This is a genomic window from Shouchella phoenicis (assembly GCF_047238345.1).
Classification (GTDB): Bacteria; Bacillota; Bacilli; order Bacillales; family Bacillaceae_D; genus Shouchella.
Window position 1 is genome coordinate 2284067 of record NZ_JBDFMQ010000001.1, and the last position, 23138, is coordinate 2307204.

Below are 23138 nucleotides of genomic sequence, written 5' to 3' on the forward strand. Positions count from 1 at the left end.
GTCTGGTTTAGATTCCTAGCTTATAATCATATTCTTTCGCTTTATCCGGCTTTGCATCCTCATACTCCGTATTGACGAACGGTCGCATAGAAGGCTTCACATCGGTCACAAAATGAAACGACTGCAATTTATCAATAATGTCGTCTACTTTCTCTTGATCACAGTAGAATACGACATACTTCATTTTTTTTGATACGTATTGAACATGGCCAAAACGTCGTAACTGCCTTGCATACTTTAGTGATGTAAGCCAAACAACAATCCCTTGACGACTTGGACTTAACATAACTCATACCCCTCTTTTTTAAAAAATCATACGTTTATTTTACCACAATTTTCTTTTTTTATGTAAAAAGAATGTAGCTGCGTTACCCGCAACTACATCCACCACCAGAACCACATCCACCACTGCACGACATCGAATCAAAAAATGGGTTCCCAGTAGGTACTTTAATTGATGGCGAAACCGTATGGGCGAGCACGCCGCTCAATTCATTTAATAAATCTTCAAGCTCTGTTTCAGCTTTTTTAAACTCAGCAACAGATTCGTCTCGATCCAACTCTCTCTTTGCTGTACGTATATCGTTTGATACGGTTTTATAATCAGGATGGTATTTCCCAAAACGTTGCACTTCTTCATGCGCAACTTTTAAATTAGAAAACCGTTCAATTTTTTGTTGAGCTTCAGTATCACGATTAAGGCGATCACGCGCTTCGATATACTGTGCGAACAGCTCTGATTGAAGAACAACGGATGCGAGTTCATCAGAGGCGTTTAATAGTTCAACAGTATCTAATGTAGCTATCACGGCTGCACCTCCTCTTGCATATTGTATCATGGGTATTTAGTAGATCGAAAGGTTTTTTTCAATTTGACAAGGACAGGTTTCTTCCATATAATTCTTTCGACACACACTGGAGGACGCTTACATGAATTTAATTACGTTCAACCCGTTTCGAACGATTGGACTTCCTGGTATTGACTATGTAAAACCAGAAAATATGTTTAAAGATCAAAGCCGAATTGAGCAAGCCGACCTTTGTTTATTCCCAGAAAATTGGCAAGTGAACAGCCTTGTTTACGGCTTAAAGAAGAAGATATTCCCAAGTATTGAGAGTATTCATCTCGGCTACAACAAAATTGAAATGACGCGAGCGCTATGGACAATTTGTCCGACAAACGTTCCCTATACACTCATCTTAGGATCAAGCTCAAAAACCGTACAAGATGTGCTCGACACATTCGCCTTTCCTTTCGTAGCGAAAACCACACGCTCATCAATGGGAAGAGGTGTGTTCCTCATTCAAAACGAAGAAGATTTTCACGCCTATGCATCGAATCATGATGTTTTGTATGTGCAAGAGTACATCGAGTCAAACCGAGATCTTCGGCTATGCGTCATTGGTGATAAAGTCGTGAATAGCTATTGGCGAGAAAGCAGTGGATTCAAGAACAATGTTGCGCAAGGTGGTGTAATCTCGTTCGAGTCTATTCCTCAAGAGGCTATTGTGCTCGTTGAACGAGTTGCAAAACAACTTTCGTTGGACCATGTCGGCTTTGATGTAATTGTAAGAGATGGTCATTTTTATATTTTAGAGTTTAATACGTTATTCGGGAATCAAGGGTTCTTAGCCCAGGGGATTCGCGTTGAAGATTATATTTATGCATATATCAAAAAGTCTGTAACGAGTTAATTCGTTACAGACTGTACGGTTTCTGAGACTGTACTTTGCCCCATTTTAATCATTTCCATTAGCATCACCATCATACTCACATTATTTTGCATGCGCTCTACACGCTGTGGAAACGTCTTACCATAGAAATAATTTGACTCTTTTTCCATTTCATTTAATCGCTGCGGATTACGAGACAAGGTTCGGTACCATTCCGGATGATACCGCATAAATTCACGTAATTTTGCATCCTGCATCATTTTTAAGCGAATATCTTCTCTCATAAGCACTCCTTAATCACGCCTAAACGAAAAAGGCGATTCACTTTCCGATGGACGGGTAGGCTCCTGTGGTCTTTGAAACGTCTGCATCAAGTTCTGTACATTCCCAAGCACTGAACTAAACTGTGTTAGATGAGACTGTAAATCTTGGACATTCATTTTTTTCACTAGACCCATTAATTGACCAAGAAACTCCCCTGTACCTGCTGCACTCTCTTCTTCAGTCGCATCGTTTGAGGTAGTCGATTCAGTTGCATTTGTTGATGATTGCTCCGTCTGAACCTCTTCTTGCTCTGGTTGATCGTCTGCTTGTTGCCCGGATTGAATCTCTTCTTCATAAAGGAATGGCTGCCATTGTTCATGCTCTTCGCCTAAAATGGACCATTCCTCATAAATATCTTGCAATGTCCGCTTCCCATCCTTCACTTCCGTTACTAAACCTGGATGATTTCGCACAAAGACTTTAAATTGCCGAACCGAAGGATGCAGATTGGTTTGATTCATCTGACTCATCCCCTTTTATAGACTTATGTATAAGTAGTGTATACAATAGTCTGGTCCAATGTTCATGTTTTTTTGCTATTTATTCGTTAGATTTGATACACTAATACATGTCCGCATTAAAAAGAAATGAAAAGGTGAAAATAGTGACAGTAGAAGACAAAATTCGTACATTTATGAATGACGCATCAGAAGAAGAAAAAGCTGTTCTTGAACAAGTGATTGATGGCTTTTTAGCTAAGCAACAGAAACAACAATTAACGTATTTATCAGGAATTACGAAAGCTGAAGCATCCATACCATCTAAAGACACATTTTCGATTCGTGTACCCATTACCCCACTTATCCATAATCCACTTGAAATTGTTCACGGTGGAATGACGGCAACACTTCTTGACTCCACTATGGGTGGGGCTGCAATGGAAGCGTTACCTGATGATTTAACCGCTGTAACATCTCAATTAAATATTCATTATTTACGACCTGGCGTTGGCGAATACTTAGAATGTTTTGCGACAGTTGTTCATGCCGGAAAGCAGCTTATTATTGTTGAAGGTAACGCCTATAACAATGAAAAGAAATTAATCGCAAAAGCTACTGGAACGTTTTATGTCATTCCGCGTAAATAATTGCTCGCATAGCTCGTTAACCCTTTGGTTTATGGGCTTTTTTCATACAAAAAGGTACGGATAGACGTTGGTCAATCCGTACCTTTAACTATTCGTTCCCTCTTTTATTCAACCGAGAAGTTTTGCGTGTAATACGAGTTGTGGACGCCCACGCCAAGATCAGTAAATTCTTCGTGAAGCAACACTGTGCGATGACTATCACTGTTTAACCAACCACCAACAGCCGCAATACCGTCTACATAGTTGAAAGCAATATTCTCCCCTGCTTCAGCAAACGAAACATGTCCAGCGTGAAAACGATCCAGCAGCGTCCCATGCACAGGCGAGACATGATCAAAATAATCTTCATCGTACATATCTTTACTGTGATTGTACGCCACTTGAGCGACATCATCCGCCCAAGCAAACGCCTCTAACCCATAACTCGTTCGTATTGCATTTGTTAGTTCAAAAATTTGCTTCTCGTTCGCTTCATCAATTTTTTCCATGTCAGATCGACTGAGCGAGGCTTTCTCAGGCAGCTCGTTTGTATATCGAAATGAATAAGGCCGCTGGTTCAACAATACTTCGTCTGTCATTAGCCGAACCGAAGCCAATGTATTTGTATGGATATCCATATAAAATTGAATATAATAATCGCCCACTTGTGCTAACGGCCTCATTTGCACGTCTTGTTCAGTTAACTGAAATGTAAACAAGCCTGTTTCGGTTTCCAGTGGAACCGTATCATCGAACAAGAACATCCGATTTAACGTCTCAAAGCTATGCTCGCCTTCACCTAGAAACGAATGGATTGGAGAACCTTGTGCGACCACAGTGACTGCGTGATCATCTTTTACACCAATTGTTAAATACCCTTCACCAACATTATTATAAATCCATGATTCATAGCCAAACGCTGAAGGGTCAATACGCTTTGGATCTCCAAGTGCATCAATAATCTCTTCGGTGTTTAAGCCCATAAGCGACCCAATATTAGAAGAAAATGCTACTGACTCGTCTTGTTCCGTATTGGCAATCGTCTCATCTTGTTCTAAAAAAGAAGGGGTTGCTCGACTCGTATAGTCCATATGTAAAGATGGTTGCTTTGTTGATAACTCATGGCCAACCACCACTTTTGAGGGGAGTTGGCGATACTCATTAATTAAGAGAAATAAAATGACTAATAGTACGGATAATATACCGAGGCGTTTATACACGCAGTACCACTCCTTCCTTTATCCTGTAGGATATCGCTGTTGGATCCTCTCAAGTTGAATAAAACCTTCCATCTTCCTACAGGGTCAGAGGAAAAGATCTGTTAAAACGTTGCATAAGAAAGCGTTTCATACTATGATTAAGAAGTGTGAAACAGCTAGTTAAGGAGGAATACTTTTGAAATTCACGGAAACAGGTCTAGAAAACCATCAAATTAAATTTACACTCGTACATGACTCAGCAGAATCAGTTGGCTTCGTCCATGCCGATCAGTGGGATTACGAGCGCGCAATGTTTGACTACAAAATGGTGCACCACGAAGGAACCTTTTACTTAAGAGTACCTGTTTACGCGGTGAAGGGCGATATCCCAGCTCAATCAACCATCGTCCAAATTATGAGTCCTGTTTTAGGAAAGCATTATTACCCACACGGCGTAGAATACGAAGGAGAAACATTCCCTGACGCTATCGTCGAAAAATCAAAAAAGAAGCTAGAGTTGTTAGCTAAACGAATTGAAGATGAACTATAAAAAGAGCTGTCCCTTGCGACGGCTCTTTTTTATAGCAAGCAACCTTTCATTTGCCTTTAATACCTTTCTTCATTCACATTAATAATGGTATACAGACGGTATGTCCCATCTGAACCTTCGATAATATGAAAACGAATCTCTCGTTCAATATCTTCTACATCGTCACCTGTCACAACTTGAACGTGTTCATGTGCGTCTGCGTAGTAATCCCCTTCTTCAGGTTCAAACCAGACGTCGCCTACTTCTAAAGAGACGAGCTCTTTACGTGAATTATTTTTTTGTAAATCTTCTTTTAATCGATGTAAAGCATGATAAAACGATGTATTTGGAATAAGAAACTCTTCCTCTAACCGCTCTGTCTGATTCTCATTGATCGCTAACAACATCTCATCCTTATAATCATGCACAAATGTTGTAATCGATTCAACCACTTCTTCATCGTTAATTTCTTCCAAATTTTCTGGTTCACTATACCCGCACGCAGCAAGCAGTAGCATCATTACCAGAAGGGGAAGTACATGTTTAGTTGTTCGCACAACAAACCCTTTCTGTCCACCCTGTCTTTCATTAGTATACAAAAGTTCTAAATGGAGGGGAACCTTTAATAGTAAGGTGAAATCAAGATGTAAACTAATACACCTGTAAAGCTCACATAGAGCCATATCGGCATCGTCCACCGGGCAATTTTCTTATGCCTTTGATTCTCGCCATTCCAAGCTCTCGCAACGCTTGTGAGGGCTAACGGCACAATTACCGCAGCTAACACGATATGTGTAATCAAAATGAAATAATAAAAGTACTTTGCAAACCCTTCTCCACCAAACGCTGTTGATTCAGCTAAGAAATGGTGCCCAACATACGTAAACAAGAAAAAGGTTGTTGTAACGAATGCAGCATAGATAAAGCGCTTATGAATGCGTACTTTTCCTTTCATAATTGCAATTAATGCACCGACTAAAAACAAGAACGTAAATGTATTAAAAATGGCATTCATTAGCGGAAGGATGGTTACATCAAACGCATCAAAGTCATCAACGCCTGGCAAGCCAGCTAAAATCCCAATCGCACCAATTAATACAATCGAAATAATAATAATAGCTGGTTTGTAATTTCGTTTTTTTATTGGTTTGTCAAAACCATTGTCCATAGTTGTCACTCCTTAGTAAAACTTTCTCAACTGTATAGTCTAAGTATACTACAAATTGATACCATCCCACACTAGCTCTAGTATTTACAATCTAGTGAACAATAAACGTAGACACACAATTTCAACCTATTGAACAAATTGATAAAACAAAAAGAAAAACGGATATGGCGCCGTGTCCATACCCGCTTTTTCCTTTAGCCGTTCTTCATTCTTCCTAATACTTCACAACACCAATTAACAGCATTAATGCCACAATCGTCGGCATGGTTACAAAGATTCCTGTAATCATAAATACGGTTGCCCAAGCATGGTCTTTATCTTTCATATGCATGAAGAACAAAAGTTGCAGAAGTAACTGCACGATCGCAAGAATTAAAATAAATGGTACCGCAAAGTTATTTGGAATAAGGTCTGCACCTACAGCGACAAACGCGAGAACCGTTAAAAACAAGAGTAAGATAAAAACGATAAACTGTTTTTTAATATCTCGCTTCATTTCACGCTTTTCAGCAGCTGTTAGTGAACTTTTCTCAAACGGTTTGCTTAAGTGGTCGTCAGCCATAATTAATAACCTCCTGCTCCCATTAAGTAAACGACGGTGAAGATAAATACCCAAACAACGTCGATGAAATGCCAGTAAAGACTTGCAACATAAAACTTCGGAGCATTCGTTAACGTAATACCTGTGCGCATGTTTTTAATGATAAGCAATGTGATCCAACAAAGGCCAAACAACACGTGGGCACCATGTAACCCAACAAGTGTATAGAATGAAGACGAAAATGCACTTGTTGTAAAACCAAATTCATAATCATGAACATAATGCTGGAACTCGTAAATTTCTAACCCTAAGAAAACAGCACCTAGAACGACTGTAATAATCATCCATGTCATCATTTTTCTAAATTGGTTTTTCTTCATGGCAAACATCGCCAACACACTTGTCATCGAGCTCGTTAAAAGAATCATTGTCATGATAAACACAAGCGGAAGTGCAAATATTTCATCAGAAGCTGGACCGCTTCCAACACCATTACGTAACCCTAAATATGTTCCGAAGAAAGTGGCAAACATGATGGTTTCCCCGCCTAGAAAGAACCAAAAACCTAAAAACTTATTCTTTCCTTCCAGCGTCGCCCTTTCCGGGTGAGAAGGTAAACCCTTGGATGTATCAACTGCACCAGCCATATTATTTGCCACCTCCTTGCTTTTTAAGATCCGATTGAATGACGCTTTTCGGAATGTGATAGCCGTGATCGTCCTTAATCGAACGAGCTGCCATCCCACCAAATGTGAGTAAACCACCTAAAGCAACAACGATCCACGGGCTAATAAATGGCTCTGACATTTCTAACATAATTAAACCAAAACCTAAGAAATACAAACCAATTGAGATGATCACTGGCAAAATGGAACCATTTGGCATATGAATCTCGTCAACAGGTTCAGCCGGTTTCATCGTTCCGTCACCATGTACTTTTTCGTAAAAAAGTGGATCGAGTGAACGAATTTGTGGTGTTTGAGCAAAGTTATATTCTGGAACAGGTGTTGGTGTAGCCCACTCCAACGTCCGTGCATCCCACGGATCATTAATCCCAATAACACGCTCTCCTTTAATCGCTGAGTACACAATGTTAATTACAAGGACAATGACTGCAGCTGACATAAAGAATGTTCCAATTGTACTAATCATATTAAATTCATCCAGTCCTTGACCGCCTAAATATGTATACACGCGGCGCGGCATTCCCATTAATCCAAGGAAATGCTGAACGAAGAACGTTAAATGGAAACCGATCGTGAAGAGGATAAAGAACACAACACCTAACTTCTCATTTAACTTATGATTAAACATTTTTGGATACCAGTAAAAGAGACCGGCAAACAGCGCAAGTACAATCCCACCGACAATGATGTAGTGGAAATGCGCTACAACAAAGTACGTATCATGGTATAAGTAATCGACAGGTGCCATTGCAAGCATGACCCCTGTTACCCCACCAAGTACGAAGGTTGGAACAAAGGATGATGCAAATAACATCGCTGTATTAAAGGTGATTTTACCGCCCCACATGGTGAAGAGCCAGTTAAAGATTTTAATACCGGTTGGTACCGCAATCGTCATCGTCGCAATCGCAAAGATGGAGTTTGCTACTGGTCCTATACCGACTGTAAACATATGGTGAGCCCAAACCATAAATCCAAGAAACGCGATAATCATTGTGGCAAAGACCATTGCCGTATACCCAAACAAGCGTTTTCTTGAAAAGGCAGGAATGACTTCAGAGATAATCCCAAATGCTGGCAGCACGAGAATATATACTTCCGGGTGACCAAAGATCCAGAAAATATGTTGCCAAATGACAACGTTCCCTCCAGCTGCTGGGTTAAAGAATTGCGCGTCAAAAATCCGTTCGAGCATGAGAAGCGCAAGTCCTGCAGCAAGTGGCGTAAATGCAAACAAGATGAGCGTTGATGTAACAAATGATGTCCATACGAATAAAGGCAAGCGCATCATCGTCATTCCTGGTGCACGCATGTTGATAATTGTTACTAAGAAGTTAATGGCTGAGATCAGTGTACCAATCCCTGAAACTTGAAGTCCAAGTACATAGAAATCAAGTCCTAGTTGTTCTTCATTTAGTGATAGGGGAACATAAGCAGTCCAACCTGCATCTGGTCCTCCACCAAAAAACCAGCTTGTTGATAGTAATAAACCACCTGATAAGAAAATCCAGAATCCTAATGCATTGACGAACGGAAACGCAACATCTCGAGCACCGATTTGAAGCGGTATAACAAAGTTCATAAATGCAAATAAGAGCGGGGTGGCTGCCAAGAACAACATAATGGTTCCGTGCATCGTAATAAATTCATTAAACGTTTGTCCGGTTAAAAAGCTATTTTCAGGTATAATGAGCTGAATTCTCATGAAAACAGCCATTAGTCCAGCTTTTAAGAAGAAAAGCGTCCCGGCGATCAAGTACATGATGCCGAGCTTTTTATGGTCAACCGTTGTTAGCCAGTCCCAAATGACGCCTTTTTCTTTTTTATAACTAGCCAATCAAGACCCTCCTTTACCCAATCTTCCTTTTAATAATCCGAATCTGCTGGACGGACTTGTAGTGAGCGTAAGTACTCGATTAAGTCTTCCATATCCTCATCATTGATATCATGAGCTGGCATGTTATTGCCTTGCTTTAACTCTTCAGGATTACGAATCCAATTTGCAAGCTCTTCATCGTCATCCATATCGTAAACGCCGGCAAACTTTTTACGGTCACCAAAGTTTGATAACGTTGGGCCTGTTGCCATTCCTTCTCCACCGATCGCATGACAGTTAATACACGCATTCTCTTGGAACACTTCGTATCCTGCTTCTGCGTTCGCGGCTGTTTCTTCTGCTTCAACACCTTGCATGTCATCGACCCACTGGTCATATTCGTCACGCTCTAGCGCAATGACTTTAAAGTCCATAAGGGCATGAGATGGGCCACATAATTCAGCACATTTTCCAAGGTAAACACCTGGTTCATCTGCTTGTAACCATAGGGCATTCGAAATTCCAGGAATATTGTCAATTTTTCCACCTAAAGCAGGTACCCAGAAGGAATGAATCACATCTTCTGCGTTAAGTTCAAATACTACACGTTCTCCAACAGGAATATACACTTCTTGGCCAGCGGTAAAGCCTTCTTCGTAATCAAACTGCCACCAGTACTGGTGTCCAGTAACGTTTATGTATACCGCATCTTCATGCTCAGCTGGGTCAGCATCAACATGGAATTCAAACGTTCCTGTTACGGTTGGAATAAATAAGATGATGAGTAAGAGCACTGGGATTACAGTCCAGGTAATTTCCATCGCTGTATTTCCGTGAACTTGTTCAGGTAATTCATCATCGCCTTCTTTTCGACGAAATTTCACGACGATAATGAAGAAAATTGCAAACACGACAACGGATACAAATGTCATAATAATTAATGACAAGATCATGTTATCGTAGATCCATTGTGCCGCTTCTCCTTTTGGATCAAGAGCAGTTAGGTTTTCTTCACCAAGACAGCCTGATAAAAAAACAAGCACAAGAGCTGCAGGTGTTAAGCGCCACAGTAGGTTTTTTAACATGTTCGTTTCCCTCACTTTCTATGTAATTGTCTTGGCCTTTTCAAACAGCGGCGTGAATAACAAAATGGTTGAACAGTTTACAAGATTCGAAAACGGATACAACCTTTTTTATTCATGGCGGAATATGTACATTTACTCACACACATATTCTTACATTCTCCCACAATATCGATTATAACCGAAAATGTGGGCGGTTTCATCAAATTCCTTTTGTTCACATGATTTTCACATTTACAATCTTCAAAAATTGTTCGCAGTTGAAAAATTGACTTTACCCTGTTCATTTTCTTATCATGGAGAAAGTACATTATAAGACCCATACTAACTTTATCATACTTTTCAACAAGTTTATAGAAGGAAAGGTGAAACGATTGCATAAAGGACTAAAAAGATTTGGCGTATTCACCTCATTAGGTGTTCTTCTTGTTTTAATACAAGGAGCCGTTGTCACAAACACGGATTCTGGTGAAGGGTGCGGCCAAACATGGCCCCTTTGTTTTGGACAAGTCATTCCTATTGACCCTCCACCTGAAACCGTTATTGAATTCTCACACCGCTTGATTGCAGGCATTGTCGGGATGCTCGTTATTCTAATGGCCATCTGGTCATGGAGAAAGTTAAAACATCTCCCAGAAACAAAATTTCTAGCGATCATCTCAGTTTTCATGATTATTTTTCAAGGATTATTAGGAGCAGGCGCTGTTGTATTTGGCCAATCTGATTTAATTATGGCCCTTCACTTCGGGTTCTCAGCCTTATCCTTTGCTTCTGTTGTCTTGCTTACGAGGCTTGCCTTTGAAGACAGCAACCCTAAAAGACATTATGTACCAATTGTCTCAAAGTCATACAAATGGTTTGTAATTGGAACGACCATTTACTCCTACTTAGCGATTTATACTGGCGCTTACGTTAAGCACCGTGACGCAACACTTGCCTGCTCAGGTTTTCCACTTTGTAATGGGGAGCTCATTCCATCTATTTTTCATAGCGGAATTGCGGTTCAACTCTTACACCGGGGAGCAGCCATGATTCTCGTTGCGTTACTGGTAATCTTATTTATTTGGACATTAAAAACGTATCGATCTCAAGCAGTATTGGTGTTTTGTTCTGTACTAACAATTATTCTTGTTGCTGGACAAGCAGCCTCTGGTATCGCAGTTGTGTTAACAGAAAATTCGACGCTAACCATTGGTATTTTCCACGCATTACTCATTTCACTTCTCTTTACCGTTTTATGCTATATGGTGATGCTCGTTCTTCGCCATAAACGGAAATAAAATCAAACCTTCATGATGAACTTGTCATGAAGGTTTTTTCAGTAAAAAAGCTTGCTGAACGTCAATGATCAGCAAGCTTTCATTCCTTATTCTACTTCTATTAATAGATCTCCAGTCGAAATCGGTTCGCCATCTTTGACATGGACTTTCTTCACCGCACCATTCTTAGCAGCTTGCACGGTTGTTTCCATCTTCATTGCTTCTGTAATCATGAGGTGATCGCCTTTTTTCACTTCATCGCCTTCAGAAACAAGCACTTTCACAACCGTACCAGGCATTGATGCTCCAATATGACTTGAATTATTTTTCTCGGCTTTTGGACGGAGAACAGCATCTGTCTTTACATCTAAATCAAAAATATTTACTTCACGGGGCTGTCCGTTAAGTTCAAAGTACACGATTCGGGTGCCGTCTTGTTGCGGATCAGAAATGGAAATTAATTTAACAATAAGGGTTTTCCCTTGTTCGATTTCTATTTCGACTTCTTCTCCAAGATGTAACCCATAGAAGAATGTTGGCGTATCAAGCACAGAAACATCACCAAATCGCTCACTAAATTCTTCATATTCTTTGTATACCTTTGGATAGAGCAAATAAGACAAGACATCATGACTTGTAACTTGACGTCCAAGTTCATTATATAACTGCTCGCTTACTGCTTTAAAATCAACTGGTTCTAACTCAGCGCCAGGACGCCCTTTTATTGGCATCTTGCCTTTTAGTATAATGCGCTGCAATTCTTCAGGAAACCCTTGATACGGTTTCCCTAGCTGTCCTTGGAAGAACTCTACAACAGAATCAGGGAAATCCAAACTTGCCCCTCTTTCATACAAGTCTTCTTCCGTCAGCTCATTTTGTACCATATAAAGCGCCATGTCGCCTACGACTTTGGAAGATGGCGTTACTTTGACAATATCTCCAAACATATCATTGACCGTTCGGTACATTTTCTTAACGTCATTCCATCTTTCATAGAGCCCAACAGCTTTTGCTTGCTGCTGTAGATTGCTATATTGTCCACCTGGCATTTCATGCTCGTAAACTTCTGTGTGTGGAGCGTTCATGCCGCTTTCAAATCCTTGATAAAACTTGCGTGTATCATACCAAAATTGATCAAGCTTTTCATAGGTTTCGATGTTCATTTTCGGCTGACGTTCCGTTCCTGCCAACGCGTAATAAAGACTATTTGCACTCGGTTGCGAGGTCAATCCAGCCATTGAGCTAACAGCCACATCGACGATATCCACTCCAGCTTCAACTGCACGTGCATAGGAGAAGACGCCGTTGCCACTCGTATCATGCATATGCAAGTGAATCGGTATATCAATGGTTTGCTTCAGTTCACTTACGAGTTGATAGGCTGCTTCAGGTTTCAAGAGACCCGCCATATCTTTAATTGCTAAAATATGTGCGCCAGAAGCTTCAAGCTCTTTCGCCATTTTTTTGTAATAAGCAAGATCATACTTTGTCTTGTTTTTATCAAGAATATCTCCTGTATAACAAACGGCTACTTCTGCAACTTTTCCACTTTCTCTCACTGCATCAATAGCCGGTTTCATCGCTTCAACCCAGTTTAAGCTATCAAAGATTCGGAACACATCGATCCCTGCATCGGCTGATTTTTGTACGAAATCATAAATGACGTTGTCGGCATAACTTGTGTATCCAACCGCATTCGATGCACGGAGGAGCATCTGGAACAAAATATTTGGTGCTTTCTCACGCAACACGAGCAGCCTTTCCCACGGATTTTCATGCAAGAATCGCATAGCTACATCAAACGTTGCGCCGCCCCACATTTCCATTGAAAAAAGATCTGGCAGTAAATGAGCAGTCGGTTCTGCCACTTTCTTTAAGTCATGTGTTCGCACACGTGTAGCAAGTAACGATTGATGGGCATCTCGGAACGTTGTATCGGTTAAAAGCACGTTTTTCTCGTTTTTTACCCACTGAGCTAAACCTTCCGGACCTTTTTCATCTAAAATTTGCTTCGTTCCAGGTTTCACAGTTTCGTTTTGATCAAAGCTTGGTAACACAGGCGTATCAAAGAGAGGCTTTTCTCCTTTTTGCAAACCTGGGTACCCATTTACAACCGTTTCCCCAATAAACGACAGCATCTTTGTGCCTCGGTCTTTACGCTTAGGGAATACGAATAATTCTGGCGTTTGATCAATAAAGCCTGTGTTATACTCGCCATTTAAAAATTGGCTATGAGTGACAACATTTTCTAAAAAGGCAATATTTGTTTTAATGCCTCGAATTCGGAATTCGCGGAGGTTCCGAACCATTTTCAGTGCAGCATCTTCAAATGTTAATGCCCACGTCGATACTTTTACTAGAAGTGAATCGTAGTGCGGGCTAATAATGGCACCTTGGAAGCCATTCCCTGCGTCGAGACGGACACCAAACCCGCCACTTGAACGATAGGCGTTAATACGACCTGTATCTGGCATAAACCCATTTGCAGGATCTTCCGTTGTCACACGAGACTGAATCGCAAAACCAAAACAATGAATATCTTTCTGAGCAGGAATGTTAATTTCTTTTTCGTGTAATTTGTACCCTGCTGTAATTTTTAATTGTGACTGTACGATGTCAATGCCTGTTACCATTTCCGTAATCGTGTGTTCAACCTGAACACGAGGATTAACTTCAATAAAGTAAAAAGCTCCGTCATCGGTTACAAGGAATTCGACTGTACCAGCGTTGACATATTGGACATTCTCCATTAACTGAACAGCAGCATCACAGATCTTGTTACGCACTTCATCTGTTAACGAGACACTGGGTGCAATCTCGACCACTTTTTGGTGGCGACGTTGGACGGAACAATCACGCTCATGTAAATGAACAATATTGCCATGCTTGTCCGCTAAAATTTGAACTTCAATATGCTTTGGTCGCTCAACAAATTTTTCAACATAGACTTCATCATTGCCAAACGCTGATTTGGCTTCAGACTTTGCGCGGTCATACGCTTCTTTTAATTCTTCTTCCGCACGAACAATTCTCATTCCACGGCCACCGCCGCCTAAAGATGCTTTAATAATAAACGGATAGCCGTGCTCTTGAACAAATGATTTCACTTCGTCTAAATTACTTACAGGTCCGTCACTACCTGGAATTACTGGGAGGCCCGCTTTTAAAGCTTGCTCTCTCGCTTGAATTTTATCGCCAAACATTTCTAAATGCTCGAGCTCCGGACCAACAAAACGGATGCCCTCTTCATGACAACGTTTAGCAAATTCAATATTCTCTGACAAAAATCCGTATCCTGGATGAATAGCGTCTACATCATGAGCTTTCGCTGTAGCGATAATGTCTTCAATATCTAAATAAGCATCAATCGGTTTCTTTCCTTTTCCAACTAAGTAAGCCTCATCCGCTTTATAACGGTGGAACGCGCCTGTATCTTCCTTTGAATAAATGGCAACAGTACGGATATTCAGCTCAGAACATGCACGAAAAATCCGAATAGCAATTTCACCACGGTTTGCTACTAAAACTTTATTAATGTTATGTAGTCCATTCATGTACGTATTCCCTCTCCTCAAGCATTTAAGTATTTTCTTTTTACTTTGACTGATTTCTCTAAATTTCGCAACTAATATGCATAAAAAAGGTTTCAGAAAAACCGGGCGCATCAGCGTCCCGGTTTGGTACTACTACTTTAGAGAAGAATCATGAAGCAACGCTAGTTTTCTCTCTAGCTCACTTAAGATTCCTTTCCCTTTTTCTTCTTCAACAAGCCCAAGTCGAATGGCAAAATCAATTTCCCTTGATAAACCAAACATTCTTGTATCTAAAACCTCTTCGTAGAGGGGGCATTGCGGCATTGTTAAGTTTTCAAGCTGAACCTCAATAAGCTGACGGATTTTTTCCGCATCTTCTTGAAGTAAACTGTACGCTTTTTCACTTTGGCTTGTCACAGCATGTAACGTCAAATTATCCCCTCCTCGTCTGAGTTAGTGTCCTACTTTCCATACTATAGACATTTGCGTCAAATTGCAATCATTTTCATTACGCTAGATAAGTTTCTAATCGTGACAAATATCAAATGAAGGCGTATACTTTTCACTATCGTACATACTTTTTGGAGGGATTCCATGCAAGAATTTGTTTTTTTTATTTCTGGTAAAGTGAAGAAACCATTAACCATTGATCCAACTGTTTGGATTTTTGATGAAAGAAAGATTGATTTACAGACTTTTTTTGAATCCACGATACCACTTGAGGATGATAATGATTTAGCAAATTATACACAAAAAATTTCAAAGCAATTTGATAAAGAAATGCTTCAAGGCTCTGAGCCACCAAACCCAAATCGCGATTCAAATCGAATCAAATATGATCGACAAGAATTAATTAACGGTTCTTTCGGCATGCCGTTGCGCTCATTTATCCGCAACGCTGCACCTTATGATGATGCTCAGTCCATTTTAGTTGAAACGACGGAAAATCAACACGTAACCCTGCCGATTGAAAAAGCGGATTATTTAGTTGCTGCTTTCTCTGATCATGGACAGCCTTTAAAGGAAGATGGACCTGTACACCTTTACGTAGCAGACGGCACGAGTAAAACGGCCATCAAACGCGTGAAGCAACTCAAATTTGTTTAAAGTAAATCTGCCGCTAGTTGTGCAAGCGCTGAACGTTCCCCTTTAATTAATTTAATGTGGCCGCTCAGCGCTTCTTTTTTAAACGTTTCAACCGCATAAGTTAGCCCATTCGTATATTCATCAAGATATGGATGATCAATCTGTTGCGGATCTCCCATCAAGACAACTTTGCTTCGCTCACCAACTCGAGTCAAAATCGTTTTCACTTCATGCTTCGTTAAGTTCTGAGCTTCGTCGATAATAATGTATTGATCAGGTATACTTCTTCCGCGAATATACGTGAGGGCCTCCACTTGAATTGAACTCATGCCAGCAAGAATTCGGTCCAGTTCTCCAGGTTTTTTTGTATCAAATAAAAACTCTAAATTATCGTAGATTGGCTGCATCCACGGCTTTAACTTTTCCTCTTTTTCACCTGGTAGATAGCCAATATCTTTTCCTAAGGGGACGACAGGCCTAGCGACAATAAGCTTTTTGTAAAGGTGCAAATCTTCTGTTTGCAACAGTCCTGCCGCTAATGAAAGAAGTGTTTTGCCCGTCCCTGCTTTTCCGACCAACGTGACGAGGGGCAAATCATTTCGAAGCAACAGCTCAAATGCCATCTTTTGCTGAGCATTACGCGGCTTTATCCCCCATACATGATCATGTTCCCCGATTAACGGCTTTACTTTCTTTCCTAGTAAGTCAACTTTGCCGATGGCGGAACTTGAAGCTTGCGTATAATCTTTTAAAATAACAAATTGATTTGGATAAAGCTGATCTACCTCTAATTCATCAACGGAAATTTCTCCATTTTTATAAAATGCATTGATGACTTCTTGATTTGTATAGCAATCTTTATACCCATTATAACCCTCATCACTTTCAATGACCCGATCATTTAGGAAATCTTCCGTCAGCAGATCAAACGAGTCTGCTTTCACACGAACGAGTGCATCTTTACTCACGAGCACAACATCTCGTCCATTTGCCTTCTCGTTTTCTTCCATTTGTAAATTTAGCGCAACAGCTATAATGCGATTGTCATTTGTCATTTCAGCGAACACATGCTTTAAATGTTGAAACGAACGATGGTTTAGTTCTACTCGAACGGACCCTCCTTCTTTTAAAGCGACTCCCGTATGGAGCTTTCCATCTTCTCTTAATTGATCAATGATTCTCGCAATCATACGAGCATTCCGGCCTACTTCATCCATATTTTTCTTTTTTGAATCAACTTCTTCAAGAACAATTGCTGGAATAATGACGTCATGAGGTTGAAATTGGTAGAGCGAATACGGATCTTGTAATAGTACATTCGTATCAAGAACATACATTTTCTTGGCATTAGTCAAAAAAACGCCTCCTAAGTAAGTGCGTCAAGAATTTGCCTTTCAATGAAGCAAGCTTCCTCTCCTTTTAATCGTATGAATGAAGACAAGAACTTAGACGAGTGATTATTGATTATTATGAGAGTTTCTTTTTGTTCTGTAATTCGATACACTAAGAACTAGATAGAGGTAAAGAGAGGTGTAGGTCGTAAAGACGTAAGATGAAAGTACAATGTGTGATTTGCGATAAAATAGAAGATATTGATGATTATAGTGTAATAGCAAAAAAACTCCGCAATCGCCCGATTCACACGTATATGTGTGAGCATTGCCAAGAGCGAATTACGAAGCGAACAGACGAGCGGAAAGCGACAGGAAATTTTTCAGTTCCCCACAGACAAAAAGAAGAGAGCGATTGGCCTTAACCAACGCTCCCTCCATTTTCTTCGGATCGTGCTTTTTCTTTTCGGTGCATAAACAAACGAAAACGATAAATCCCCAGTACTAAAGCAGAGATTGCGAGCACTGCCATAATTGGCGCCCCAAACACAAACTCTAAAAACCATAAGCCAAAGCTTCCAATGATAAGCATAATATACACAACAACCATTTTCAGCACTGGTAACTTTCGAGCAAACCCTAAGTTAAAAACGAGAACAGTAAGCAATGTTGTTACAACAAAAGCTGCAAACCCAATCCAAGGCTGCTCATAGGTTGCCTGCATTAGCCATGAAAGACTTTCAACAGGTACCATCTCTTCCTCGTTTTGCATCATGATGCCTCCCTTCGTTCATCTTATGAATTCGAAGCTAGCTTCTTACGTTTCTCTTCTCTTTCACGCTCTGATTTATTTAGGATCTTTTTACGTAAACGAATGGATTCTGGCGTCATTTCACAGTACTCATCGTCATTTAAATATTCAAGCGCTTCTTCTAGCGTTAAGATACGTGGACGTTTCATCGTGACCGTCTGATCTTTCGTCGCTGAACGAACGTTTGTTTGTTGCTTCATTTTGGTAATATTGACAGTCAAGTCATTTTCTCTTGTATGTTCGCCGACAATCATACCTTCATAAATTTCAGTACCAGCATCTAAGAAAATGGTTCCTCTATCTTCAACACCCATAATGCCGTATTGCGTCGATTTTCCAGTTTCCATTGATACAAGGACCCCTTGACGACGACCACCGACGTGACCAGCAACCATTGGTTGATACGAATCAAATGAATGGTTAATAATGCCATAGCCGCGTGTTTGCGTAAGGAACTCAGTAGTATAACCAATTAACCCACGAGCAGGAACTAAGAAATCAAGTCGAACTTGTCCTGTTCCAGTGTTTGTCATATTAACGAGTTCACCTTTACGTTCACCAATCGACTGCATAACAGCACCTTGATATTCTTCAGGCACATCAATTTGTACACGCTCAACTGGTTCACTTCGGACACCGTCAATGTCGCGAATAATTACTTCAGGTTTAGACACTTGAAGTTCAAAACCTTCACGACGCATGTTCTCAATTAGAATAGAAAGGTGAAGTTCGCCACGACCTGAAACAACCCAGACATCTGGAGAATCAGTATCCTCGACACGTAAGCTTACATCTGTTTCTAATTCAGATTTCAAACGCTCTTCTAGCTTACGGCTTGTAACAAACTTTCCTTCTCTTCCAGCAAATGGCGAATTATTCACAAGGAACGTCATTTGAAGCGTCGGTTCGTCAATTCTCAATGTCGGTAGCGCTTCTTGTTGGTCGATAGGACAGACTGTCTCGCCAACGTTAATTTCTTCCATTCCTGAAACAGCAATAAGATCGCCTGCTTTAGCTTCGTTGATCTCGACACGTTTTAAGCCAAGGAAACCGAACATTTTCGTTACGCGGAATTGCTTCACAGAACCATCAAGCTTCATTAACGCAACTTGCTCGCCAACTTTCATTGTCCCTCTAAAAATTCGACCAACGCCAATTCGACCAACGTAATCGTTATAATCTAGTAAGGTAATTTGAAATTGAAGTGGCTCATCACTATTATCAACTGGTGCAGGAATCGTCTCAATAATCGTCTTGAATAAGTCTTTCATTGAATCTTCTTGCTTATCAGGGTTCATAGAAGATGTTCCATTAATGGCCGATGCATAGACAACTGGGAAATCAAGCTGATCTTCATCCGCTCCTAAATCAATAAATAAGTCAACCACTTCATCAACCACTTCAGCTGCTCTGGCTGCTGGACGGTCAATTTTGTTCACAACGACAATCGGTGTCAACTTTTGTTCAAGTGCTTTTTTTAATACAAAACGAGTTTGCGGCATACAACCTTCATAGGCGTCAACCACAAGCAACACACCATCAACCATTTTCATGATTCGCTCCACTTCGCCACCGAAGTCAGCGTGTCCTGGAGTATCCATTATATTGATACGCTTATCTGCGTAATTAATCGCTGTATTCTTCGCCAAAATGGTAATGCCTCGTTCTTTTTCCAAAGCATTGGAATCCATTGCGCGCTCTTGAACTGTTTCATGTTGCTGGAACGTTCCAGATTGTTTCAACAATTCATCTACCAACGTCGTTTTTCCGTGGTCAACGTGAGCGATGATCGCAATATTTCTTATATCTTCACGTACGTTCATTTTATTCTCTCCTTTATTTCCACCATAGAGATGTTCAACTGTCTAAGTATAGCATAAAGTTGAATCAGTTCCTATTTTATTTAAAAAACGTTCTCCTTAAAAAAATGTTTCCCTTTTTGTCACACGTAATACTTTCCCTCAGCACGAGAAAGCGTTACACTAATTATTAGTGAACAGAGGGGGTAAGACAGGTTTTGAATAAAGAAAATGTGATATTCCTAACACTATCCATCATAACTGTATTATGTATTATGGGAATCGGCGTTGCAGTTGCTGAACGTAGTCTTTTAATCGCCGTTATCTCTATCATCGGAATTGTTGTCTCCATGGGACTTGGGTTTGGGTTACGAAAAAAAAACGTGAATAGCCATAATTAAATTGTTAAAAAAGGAGAGCCATTAATGGTTCTCCTTTGTTCGTCTTTTGACAATCGTATTAGTTGCTTCTTCTAAAGGACGTATAATGGCACTTACATCTTGGTGTCCGTATTTTTCTTTTGCGTGAGCCACTTTACTTGCTCCCAACTGCACAAGTTCAAGAGGCATATTCAGTTCATCAGCTAACCCTAGCGCTAACTTAATATCTTTGTCCAATAAGTTAATTGAGAACCGTGCATCAAAATTACGATCAAGAATTGCGTCTACCGCCCAGTCCATACTTTTTGAGAAGCCTGCACTTCTTTTGATTACGTCGTACGCAATCGCAGGATCCACCCCGGCTTTTTCCGCCATCACGTAGCATTCAGCTAGAGCTGATTGATGTACACCGATAAGCATGTTATTCAGTAATTTAACCGTTGTGCCACTTCCGACTTCTCCAACACGAATAATATAATCTCCAAAAGCTCTTAAAACAGACTGAATCGCTGGAAACACTTCTTCATCACATCCACACATAATTGTTAATGTGCCAGCTTCTGCACCCATGGGGCCCCCACTAATTGGTGCGTCAACAAACGCTGTCCCTTTTTGCGCACTTGCTTTGTACGCCCATTCATTCGTAGCTGGGTCAACGGTTGAATGGTCTATAATGATTTTCCCTCTTGAAGCACCAGCGATTAATCCGTCTTCACCATCATAAACGTCTTTAATGGAACTAGGTGTTGGCAAACACGTCATCACCATATCAACGGCTTCCATTAAATCCCTAGGCGATTCTTTTTCAACAGCACCATACGCAACAGCTGTTTCAATCGGACCTCTACTCCGACTGACTACATACGTTTCATATCCAGCATCTACGAGATGCCTGACCATCGGTAACCCCATTGTCCCAAGTCCAATAAAACCTATTCTCACAATTATCCCTCCTGAAGATGTTCGATAATAGTTGGATGGAGCTCTTTCTTAGCAGCTAGAACCGTTCCTTTCTTTAGAAACGAGAGCTCTTGGTTGTCTAACCGTGTCGATACGCACCCAGCTTCCCTTAATAAAATTGCTCCCCCGGCGTAGTCCCAAGGTGACAAGTTCAAGCTAATATACGCGTCTATTCGATCTACAGCAACATAGGCCATTTCTAACGCTGCAGAACCATAAGACCTTGTTCCACGACAACTTTTCGCTACTTCGACTAATGCTTTTTGATACTGACGTTCCTCAAGCAGCCAATTAGAGTTTAGCCCAATAATCGCTTCATGAAGAGGTCGTTCTGTTTGTTTATCTACTTTTTCTTCGTTAATAAATAGCCCATCCTGATCATTCGCATGAAACAGTTCCCCTTTCATGACATCGTAAACAAGCCCAATTTTCCCAGTTCCATTTTCGTAAATACCGATGGAGATAGCAAAATTCTGTCGCTGGTGCACGAAATTCATCGTTCCATCTATTGGATCAACAATCCAGACAATCCCATCTAGATGGTCGATCGCTTCACTGATCCCTTCCTCGCCTAAAAAACGATGCTCTGGATATGTAAGGCTAATCTTTTTATAAAGAAATGACTCCGTCGATTTATCAATATCTGTTACAAGGTCATCAGGATTAGATTTTGTCTCAATAGCGAAAGAGCCATTTACAGCATCTTTTATTTGTTCCCCTGCTTGAATAATCCACTCTTTTGCTCGCTGCTCAATTTCTCTCCATGTCACGTCCATGTTTACCTCCTACAAGCTTCATTCCCCTACATTATCTCATAAACAATTTTGAATACAAAGTTCTTCCACTTCAAAAAAAAGAAAAAGCACAAACGCACTTTTTCTTTTACTCTTGAAGACTTAACAATTCTTGTCTATATTCATCTAATAATGCTTTACTTTGATTCATCATTTCGTTGTTCTCTGCTAAAATCGCGTCATACAACGTCATTAATTGGTAATCAATTTCAAGGCGCAAGACGGACAAACGGTTCTCAGGTTCAAATGATTGAAAAGAAGGAAGGACTTGTTTCATCTGCGGCTCTCCTTTTGTACCAGTCGGCACATGTTTTTAATTTTCAGATATTATATCACAAAAAACGGTTTTCGCCTAGAGGGTTTCGCAAATCAATGCGGTTTGATCTTTTAGAAAAAGTTCGCTAAGCTAAGCTTATAGATTGAAAGGAGCATGAACGATGACACATGTCGGTTTCACAAAAGAAGATTTTCATACATTTACAATTGAAGGGTTAGAACCTCGAATGGAAGCCATTCGCGCTTCCATTCAACCTAAATTTCAAATCATTGGTGAAGAGCTTCGAGCACATTTGGCACACTCCCTTGATACAGATATGCACCTTCACATTGCTCAGCATGCGCGGCGTACTACAAATCCACCAAATGATACGTGGTTAGCTGTCGCATCCAATAAAAGAGGGTACAAGAAACACCCTCATTTTCAAGTCGGCTTATTTGATGATCATCTTTTTATCTGGCTCGCTTTTATTTACGAGCTTCCAGGTAAGCAGGACATCGCGAAGTTATTTCTCGAACATGAAGAAGATTTGAACACAACGATTCCTCAAGATTACGTCGTTTCCCTTGATCACACGAAAAAGCCTGCAGAATCATTTCAAACGTTAGACTTAACCGCCAGTCTTGAGCGTTTTCGAGATGTTAAAAAAGCTGAATTCCTTGTTGGGAAGCACGTTTCTCCTCACGATCCTATTGTTCAAGATGGCGAAGCATTAATGAGCGAAATTAAAAAGACAGTCGATACGCTTCTGCCTTTGTACAAGCTTTCCTACACAGCACTAAACGAACCTTCTATCGAATAAACAGAGACATTCAATAGAGAA

27 protein-coding genes are annotated in these 23138 nt (G+C 40.5%); 8 read left to right on the top strand and 19 right to left on the bottom strand.

Going from position 1 to position 23138, the window contains the following annotated elements:
- Positions 1–7: 7 nt before the first annotated feature.
- Both ABC361_RS12225 and ABC361_RS12230 read right to left on the bottom strand, forming a co-directional pair.
- Positions 8–286 carry a YlbG family protein gene (locus ABC361_RS12225; RefSeq protein WP_099301168.1) on the bottom strand — a complete coding sequence of 93 codons (279 nt, stop codon included), beginning with the start codon at positions 284–286 and terminating at the stop codon, positions 8–10.
- 82 nt (positions 287–368) lie between these two features.
- A complete protein-coding gene (locus ABC361_RS12230; RefSeq protein ID WP_413074232.1) occupies positions 369–809 on the bottom strand; it encodes a YlbF/YmcA family competence regulator in 441 nt (146 codons plus the stop codon).
- A 121-nt stretch (positions 810–930) separates the two neighbouring features.
- On the opposite strand from ABC361_RS12230, the gene ABC361_RS12235 reads away from it, so the two are divergent.
- Complete coding sequence (locus ABC361_RS12235; protein WP_413074233.1) at positions 931–1695, top strand: ATP-grasp domain-containing protein; 765 nt, start codon at positions 931–933, stop codon at positions 1693–1695.
- Here the strand turns inward: ABC361_RS12235 and ABC361_RS12240 are convergent.
- Together ABC361_RS12240 and ABC361_RS12245 are read right to left on the bottom strand one after the other, a co-directional pair.
- Complete coding sequence (locus ABC361_RS12240; protein ID WP_099301171.1) at positions 1692–1958, bottom strand: YlbE-like family protein; 267 nt, start codon at positions 1956–1958, stop codon at positions 1692–1694. The two genes, ABC361_RS12235 and ABC361_RS12240, sit on opposite strands and share 4 nt — an antisense overlap.
- Positions 1959–1967: 9 nt before the next feature.
- A complete protein-coding gene (locus tag ABC361_RS12245) occupies positions 1968–2459 on the bottom strand; it encodes a YlbD family protein (RefSeq protein ID WP_413074234.1) in 492 nt (163 codons plus the stop codon).
- A gap of 143 nt (positions 2460–2602) precedes the next feature.
- On the opposite strand from ABC361_RS12245, the gene ABC361_RS12250 reads away from it, so the two are divergent.
- Positions 2603–3085: a PaaI family thioesterase gene (locus tag ABC361_RS12250; protein WP_413074235.1), complete on the top strand. Its 483-nt coding sequence runs from the start codon at positions 2603–2605 to the stop codon at positions 3083–3085.
- A gap of 104 nt (positions 3086–3189) precedes the next feature.
- On the opposite strand, the gene ABC361_RS12255 is transcribed toward ABC361_RS12250, so the two are convergent.
- The gene (locus ABC361_RS12255; RefSeq protein ID WP_413074236.1) at positions 3190–4284 is read right to left on the bottom strand and encodes a CAP domain-containing protein; all 1095 of its coding nucleotides are present in this window, start codon (positions 4282–4284) and stop codon (positions 3190–3192) included.
- A gap of 175 nt (positions 4285–4459) precedes the next feature.
- Here ABC361_RS12255 and ABC361_RS12260 point away from each other — a divergent pair, with 175 nt between their 5' ends.
- Entirely contained in the window at positions 4460–4813 is a 354-nt protein-coding gene (locus ABC361_RS12260) for a YugN family protein (RefSeq protein ID WP_099301175.1), read from the top strand.
- Positions 4814–4869: 56 nt separating this feature from the next.
- Here ABC361_RS12260 and ABC361_RS12265 read toward each other — a convergent pair whose 3' ends face one another.
- The 6 genes from ABC361_RS12265 to coxB form a co-directional block, all read right to left on the bottom strand.
- Positions 4870–5349: a TcaA NTF2-like domain-containing protein gene (locus ABC361_RS12265; protein WP_413074237.1), complete on the bottom strand. Its 480-nt coding sequence runs from the start codon at positions 5347–5349 to the stop codon at positions 4870–4872.
- Between the two features lie 65 nt (positions 5350–5414).
- The gene (locus ABC361_RS12270; protein WP_413074238.1) at positions 5415–5960 is read right to left on the bottom strand and encodes a DUF420 domain-containing protein; all 546 of its coding nucleotides are present in this window, start codon (positions 5958–5960) and stop codon (positions 5415–5417) included.
- Positions 5961–6174: 214 nt separating this feature from the next.
- Complete coding sequence (locus ABC361_RS12275; protein WP_099301178.1) at positions 6175–6522, bottom strand: cytochrome C oxidase subunit IV family protein; 348 nt, start codon at positions 6520–6522, stop codon at positions 6175–6177.
- A gap of 2 nt (positions 6523–6524) precedes the next feature.
- Positions 6525–7148 (bottom strand): cytochrome (ubi)quinol oxidase subunit III, encoded by a 624-nt coding sequence (locus ABC361_RS12280; protein ID WP_099301179.1) that lies wholly within the window; start codon positions 7146–7148, stop codon positions 6525–6527.
- Between the two features lies 1 nt (position 7149).
- Positions 7150–9024 (bottom strand): cytochrome c oxidase subunit I, encoded by a 1875-nt coding sequence (gene ctaD, locus ABC361_RS12285; RefSeq protein WP_413074239.1) that lies wholly within the window; start codon positions 9022–9024, stop codon positions 7150–7152.
- Between the two features lie 29 nt (positions 9025–9053).
- Positions 9054–10088 (bottom strand): cytochrome c oxidase subunit II, encoded by a 1035-nt coding sequence (gene coxB, locus ABC361_RS12290; protein WP_413074240.1) that lies wholly within the window; start codon positions 10086–10088, stop codon positions 9054–9056.
- A 362-nt stretch (positions 10089–10450) separates the two neighbouring features.
- Here coxB and ABC361_RS12295 point away from each other — a divergent pair, with 362 nt between their 5' ends.
- Entirely contained in the window at positions 10451–11365 is a 915-nt protein-coding gene (locus ABC361_RS12295; protein WP_413074241.1) for a COX15/CtaA family protein, read from the top strand.
- Between the two features lie 86 nt (positions 11366–11451).
- Here the strand turns inward: ABC361_RS12295 and pyc are convergent, their stop codons facing one another.
- Positions 11452–14898: a pyruvate carboxylase gene (gene pyc / locus ABC361_RS12300; protein WP_413074242.1), complete on the bottom strand. Its 3447-nt coding sequence runs from the start codon at positions 14896–14898 to the stop codon at positions 11452–11454.
- Between the two features lie 132 nt (positions 14899–15030).
- Positions 15031–15309 (bottom strand): Fpa/YlaN family protein, encoded by a 279-nt coding sequence (locus ABC361_RS12305; protein ID WP_035398491.1) that lies wholly within the window; start codon positions 15307–15309, stop codon positions 15031–15033.
- A gap of 162 nt (positions 15310–15471) precedes the next feature.
- Here ABC361_RS12305 and ABC361_RS12310 point away from each other — a divergent pair, with 162 nt between their 5' ends.
- Entirely contained in the window at positions 15472–15984 is a 513-nt protein-coding gene (locus ABC361_RS12310) for a peptidyl-prolyl cis-trans isomerase (RefSeq protein WP_413074243.1), read from the top strand.
- On the opposite strand, the gene ABC361_RS12315 is transcribed toward ABC361_RS12310, so the two are convergent.
- Positions 15981–17300, bottom strand: a complete 1320-nt coding sequence (locus tag ABC361_RS12315) for a PhoH family protein (protein ID WP_413075768.1) — start codon at positions 17298–17300, stop codon at positions 15981–15983. The two genes, ABC361_RS12310 and ABC361_RS12315, sit on opposite strands and share 4 nt — an antisense overlap.
- A 215-nt stretch (positions 17301–17515) precedes the next feature.
- Here ABC361_RS12315 and ABC361_RS12320 point away from each other — a divergent pair, with 215 nt between their 5' ends.
- Positions 17516–17719 (top strand): YlaI family protein, encoded by a 204-nt coding sequence (locus ABC361_RS12320; protein ID WP_099301186.1) that lies wholly within the window; start codon positions 17516–17518, stop codon positions 17717–17719.
- Here ABC361_RS12320 and ABC361_RS12325 read toward each other — a convergent pair.
- Both ABC361_RS12325 and typA read right to left on the bottom strand, forming a co-directional pair.
- Positions 17716–18069, bottom strand: coding sequence for a YlaH-like family protein (locus ABC361_RS12325; protein ID WP_255223399.1), 354 nt, complete (start codon positions 18067–18069; stop codon positions 17716–17718). The two genes, ABC361_RS12320 and ABC361_RS12325, sit on opposite strands and share 4 nt — an antisense overlap.
- Positions 18070–18089: 20 nt before the next feature.
- Entirely contained in the window at positions 18090–19928 is a 1839-nt protein-coding gene (gene typA / locus ABC361_RS12330; protein WP_413074244.1) for a translational GTPase TypA, read from the bottom strand.
- Positions 19929–20122: 194 nt separating this feature from the next.
- On the opposite strand from typA, the gene ABC361_RS12335 reads away from it, so the two are divergent.
- Entirely contained in the window at positions 20123–20305 is a 183-nt protein-coding gene (locus tag ABC361_RS12335; RefSeq protein ID WP_413074245.1) for a DUF5325 family protein, read from the top strand.
- Positions 20306–20326: 21 nt separating this feature from the next.
- Here ABC361_RS12335 and ABC361_RS12340 read toward each other — a convergent pair whose 3' ends face one another.
- From ABC361_RS12340 to ABC361_RS12350, 3 genes are all read right to left on the bottom strand, one after another.
- The gene (locus ABC361_RS12340; protein ID WP_413074246.1) at positions 20327–21226 is read right to left on the bottom strand and encodes an NAD(P)-dependent oxidoreductase; all 900 of its coding nucleotides are present in this window, start codon (positions 21224–21226) and stop codon (positions 20327–20329) included.
- Positions 21227–21228: 2 nt separating this feature from the next.
- The gene (locus ABC361_RS12345; RefSeq protein WP_413074247.1) at positions 21229–22020 is read right to left on the bottom strand and encodes an inositol monophosphatase family protein; all 792 of its coding nucleotides are present in this window, start codon (positions 22018–22020) and stop codon (positions 21229–21231) included.
- A 106-nt stretch (positions 22021–22126) separates the two neighbouring features.
- Positions 22127–22315, bottom strand: coding sequence for a hypothetical protein (locus tag ABC361_RS12350; RefSeq protein WP_413074248.1), 189 nt, complete (start codon positions 22313–22315; stop codon positions 22127–22129).
- Between the two features lie 160 nt (positions 22316–22475).
- On the opposite strand from ABC361_RS12350, the gene ABC361_RS12355 reads away from it, so the two are divergent.
- The gene (locus ABC361_RS12355) at positions 22476–23117 is read left to right on the top strand and encodes a YktB family protein (protein ID WP_413074249.1); all 642 of its coding nucleotides are present in this window, start codon (positions 22476–22478) and stop codon (positions 23115–23117) included.
- Positions 23118–23138: the final 21 nt, after the last annotated feature.

Coding starts and splice junctions, on each gene's coding strand:
- ABC361_RS12355 (WP_413074249.1), top strand. CDS start 22,476: ATGACACATGTCGGTTTCACAAAAGAAGATTTTCATACATTTACAATT.
- ABC361_RS12345 (WP_413074247.1), bottom strand. CDS start 22,020: ATGGACGTGACATGGAGAGAAATTGAGCAGCGAGCAAAAGAGTGGATT.
- ABC361_RS12245 (WP_413074234.1), bottom strand. CDS start 2,459: ATGAATCAAACCAATCTGCATCCTTCGGTTCGGCAATTTAAAGTCTTT.
- ABC361_RS12315 (WP_413075768.1), bottom strand. CDS start 17,300: ATGTATGTTCTTGATACGAATGTACTATTACAAGATCCGTATTCGCTC.
- ABC361_RS12280 (WP_099301179.1), bottom strand. CDS start 7,148: ATGGCTGGTGCAGTTGATACATCCAAGGGTTTACCTTCTCACCCGGAA.
- ABC361_RS12235 (WP_413074233.1), top strand. CDS start 931: ATGAATTTAATTACGTTCAACCCGTTTCGAACGATTGGACTTCCTGGT.
- ABC361_RS12320 (WP_099301186.1), top strand. CDS start 17,516: ATGAAAGTACAATGTGTGATTTGCGATAAAATAGAAGATATTGATGAT.
- coxB (WP_413074240.1), bottom strand. CDS start 10,088: ATGTTAAAAAACCTACTGTGGCGCTTAACACCTGCAGCTCTTGTGCTT.
- typA (WP_413074244.1), bottom strand. CDS start 19,928: ATGAACGTACGTGAAGATATAAGAAATATTGCGATCATCGCTCACGTT.
- ABC361_RS12225 (WP_099301168.1), bottom strand. CDS start 286: ATGTTAAGTCCAAGTCGTCAAGGGATTGTTGTTTGGCTTACATCACTA.
- ABC361_RS12275 (WP_099301178.1), bottom strand. CDS start 6,522: ATGGCTGACGACCACTTAAGCAAACCGTTTGAGAAAAGTTCACTAACA.
- ABC361_RS12325 (WP_255223399.1), bottom strand. CDS start 18,069: ATGATGCAAAACGAGGAAGAGATGGTACCTGTTGAAAGTCTTTCATGG.
- ABC361_RS12270 (WP_413074238.1), bottom strand. CDS start 5,960: ATGGACAATGGTTTTGACAAACCAATAAAAAAACGAAATTACAAACCA.
- ABC361_RS12240 (WP_099301171.1), bottom strand. CDS start 1,958: ATGAGAGAAGATATTCGCTTAAAAATGATGCAGGATGCAAAATTACGT.
- ABC361_RS12350 (WP_413074248.1), bottom strand. CDS start 22,315: ATGAAACAAGTCCTTCCTTCTTTTCAATCATTTGAACCTGAGAACCGT.
- ABC361_RS12310 (WP_413074243.1), top strand. CDS start 15,472: ATGCAAGAATTTGTTTTTTTTATTTCTGGTAAAGTGAAGAAACCATTA.
- pyc (WP_413074242.1), bottom strand. CDS start 14,898: ATGAATGGACTACATAACATTAATAAAGTTTTAGTAGCAAACCGTGGT.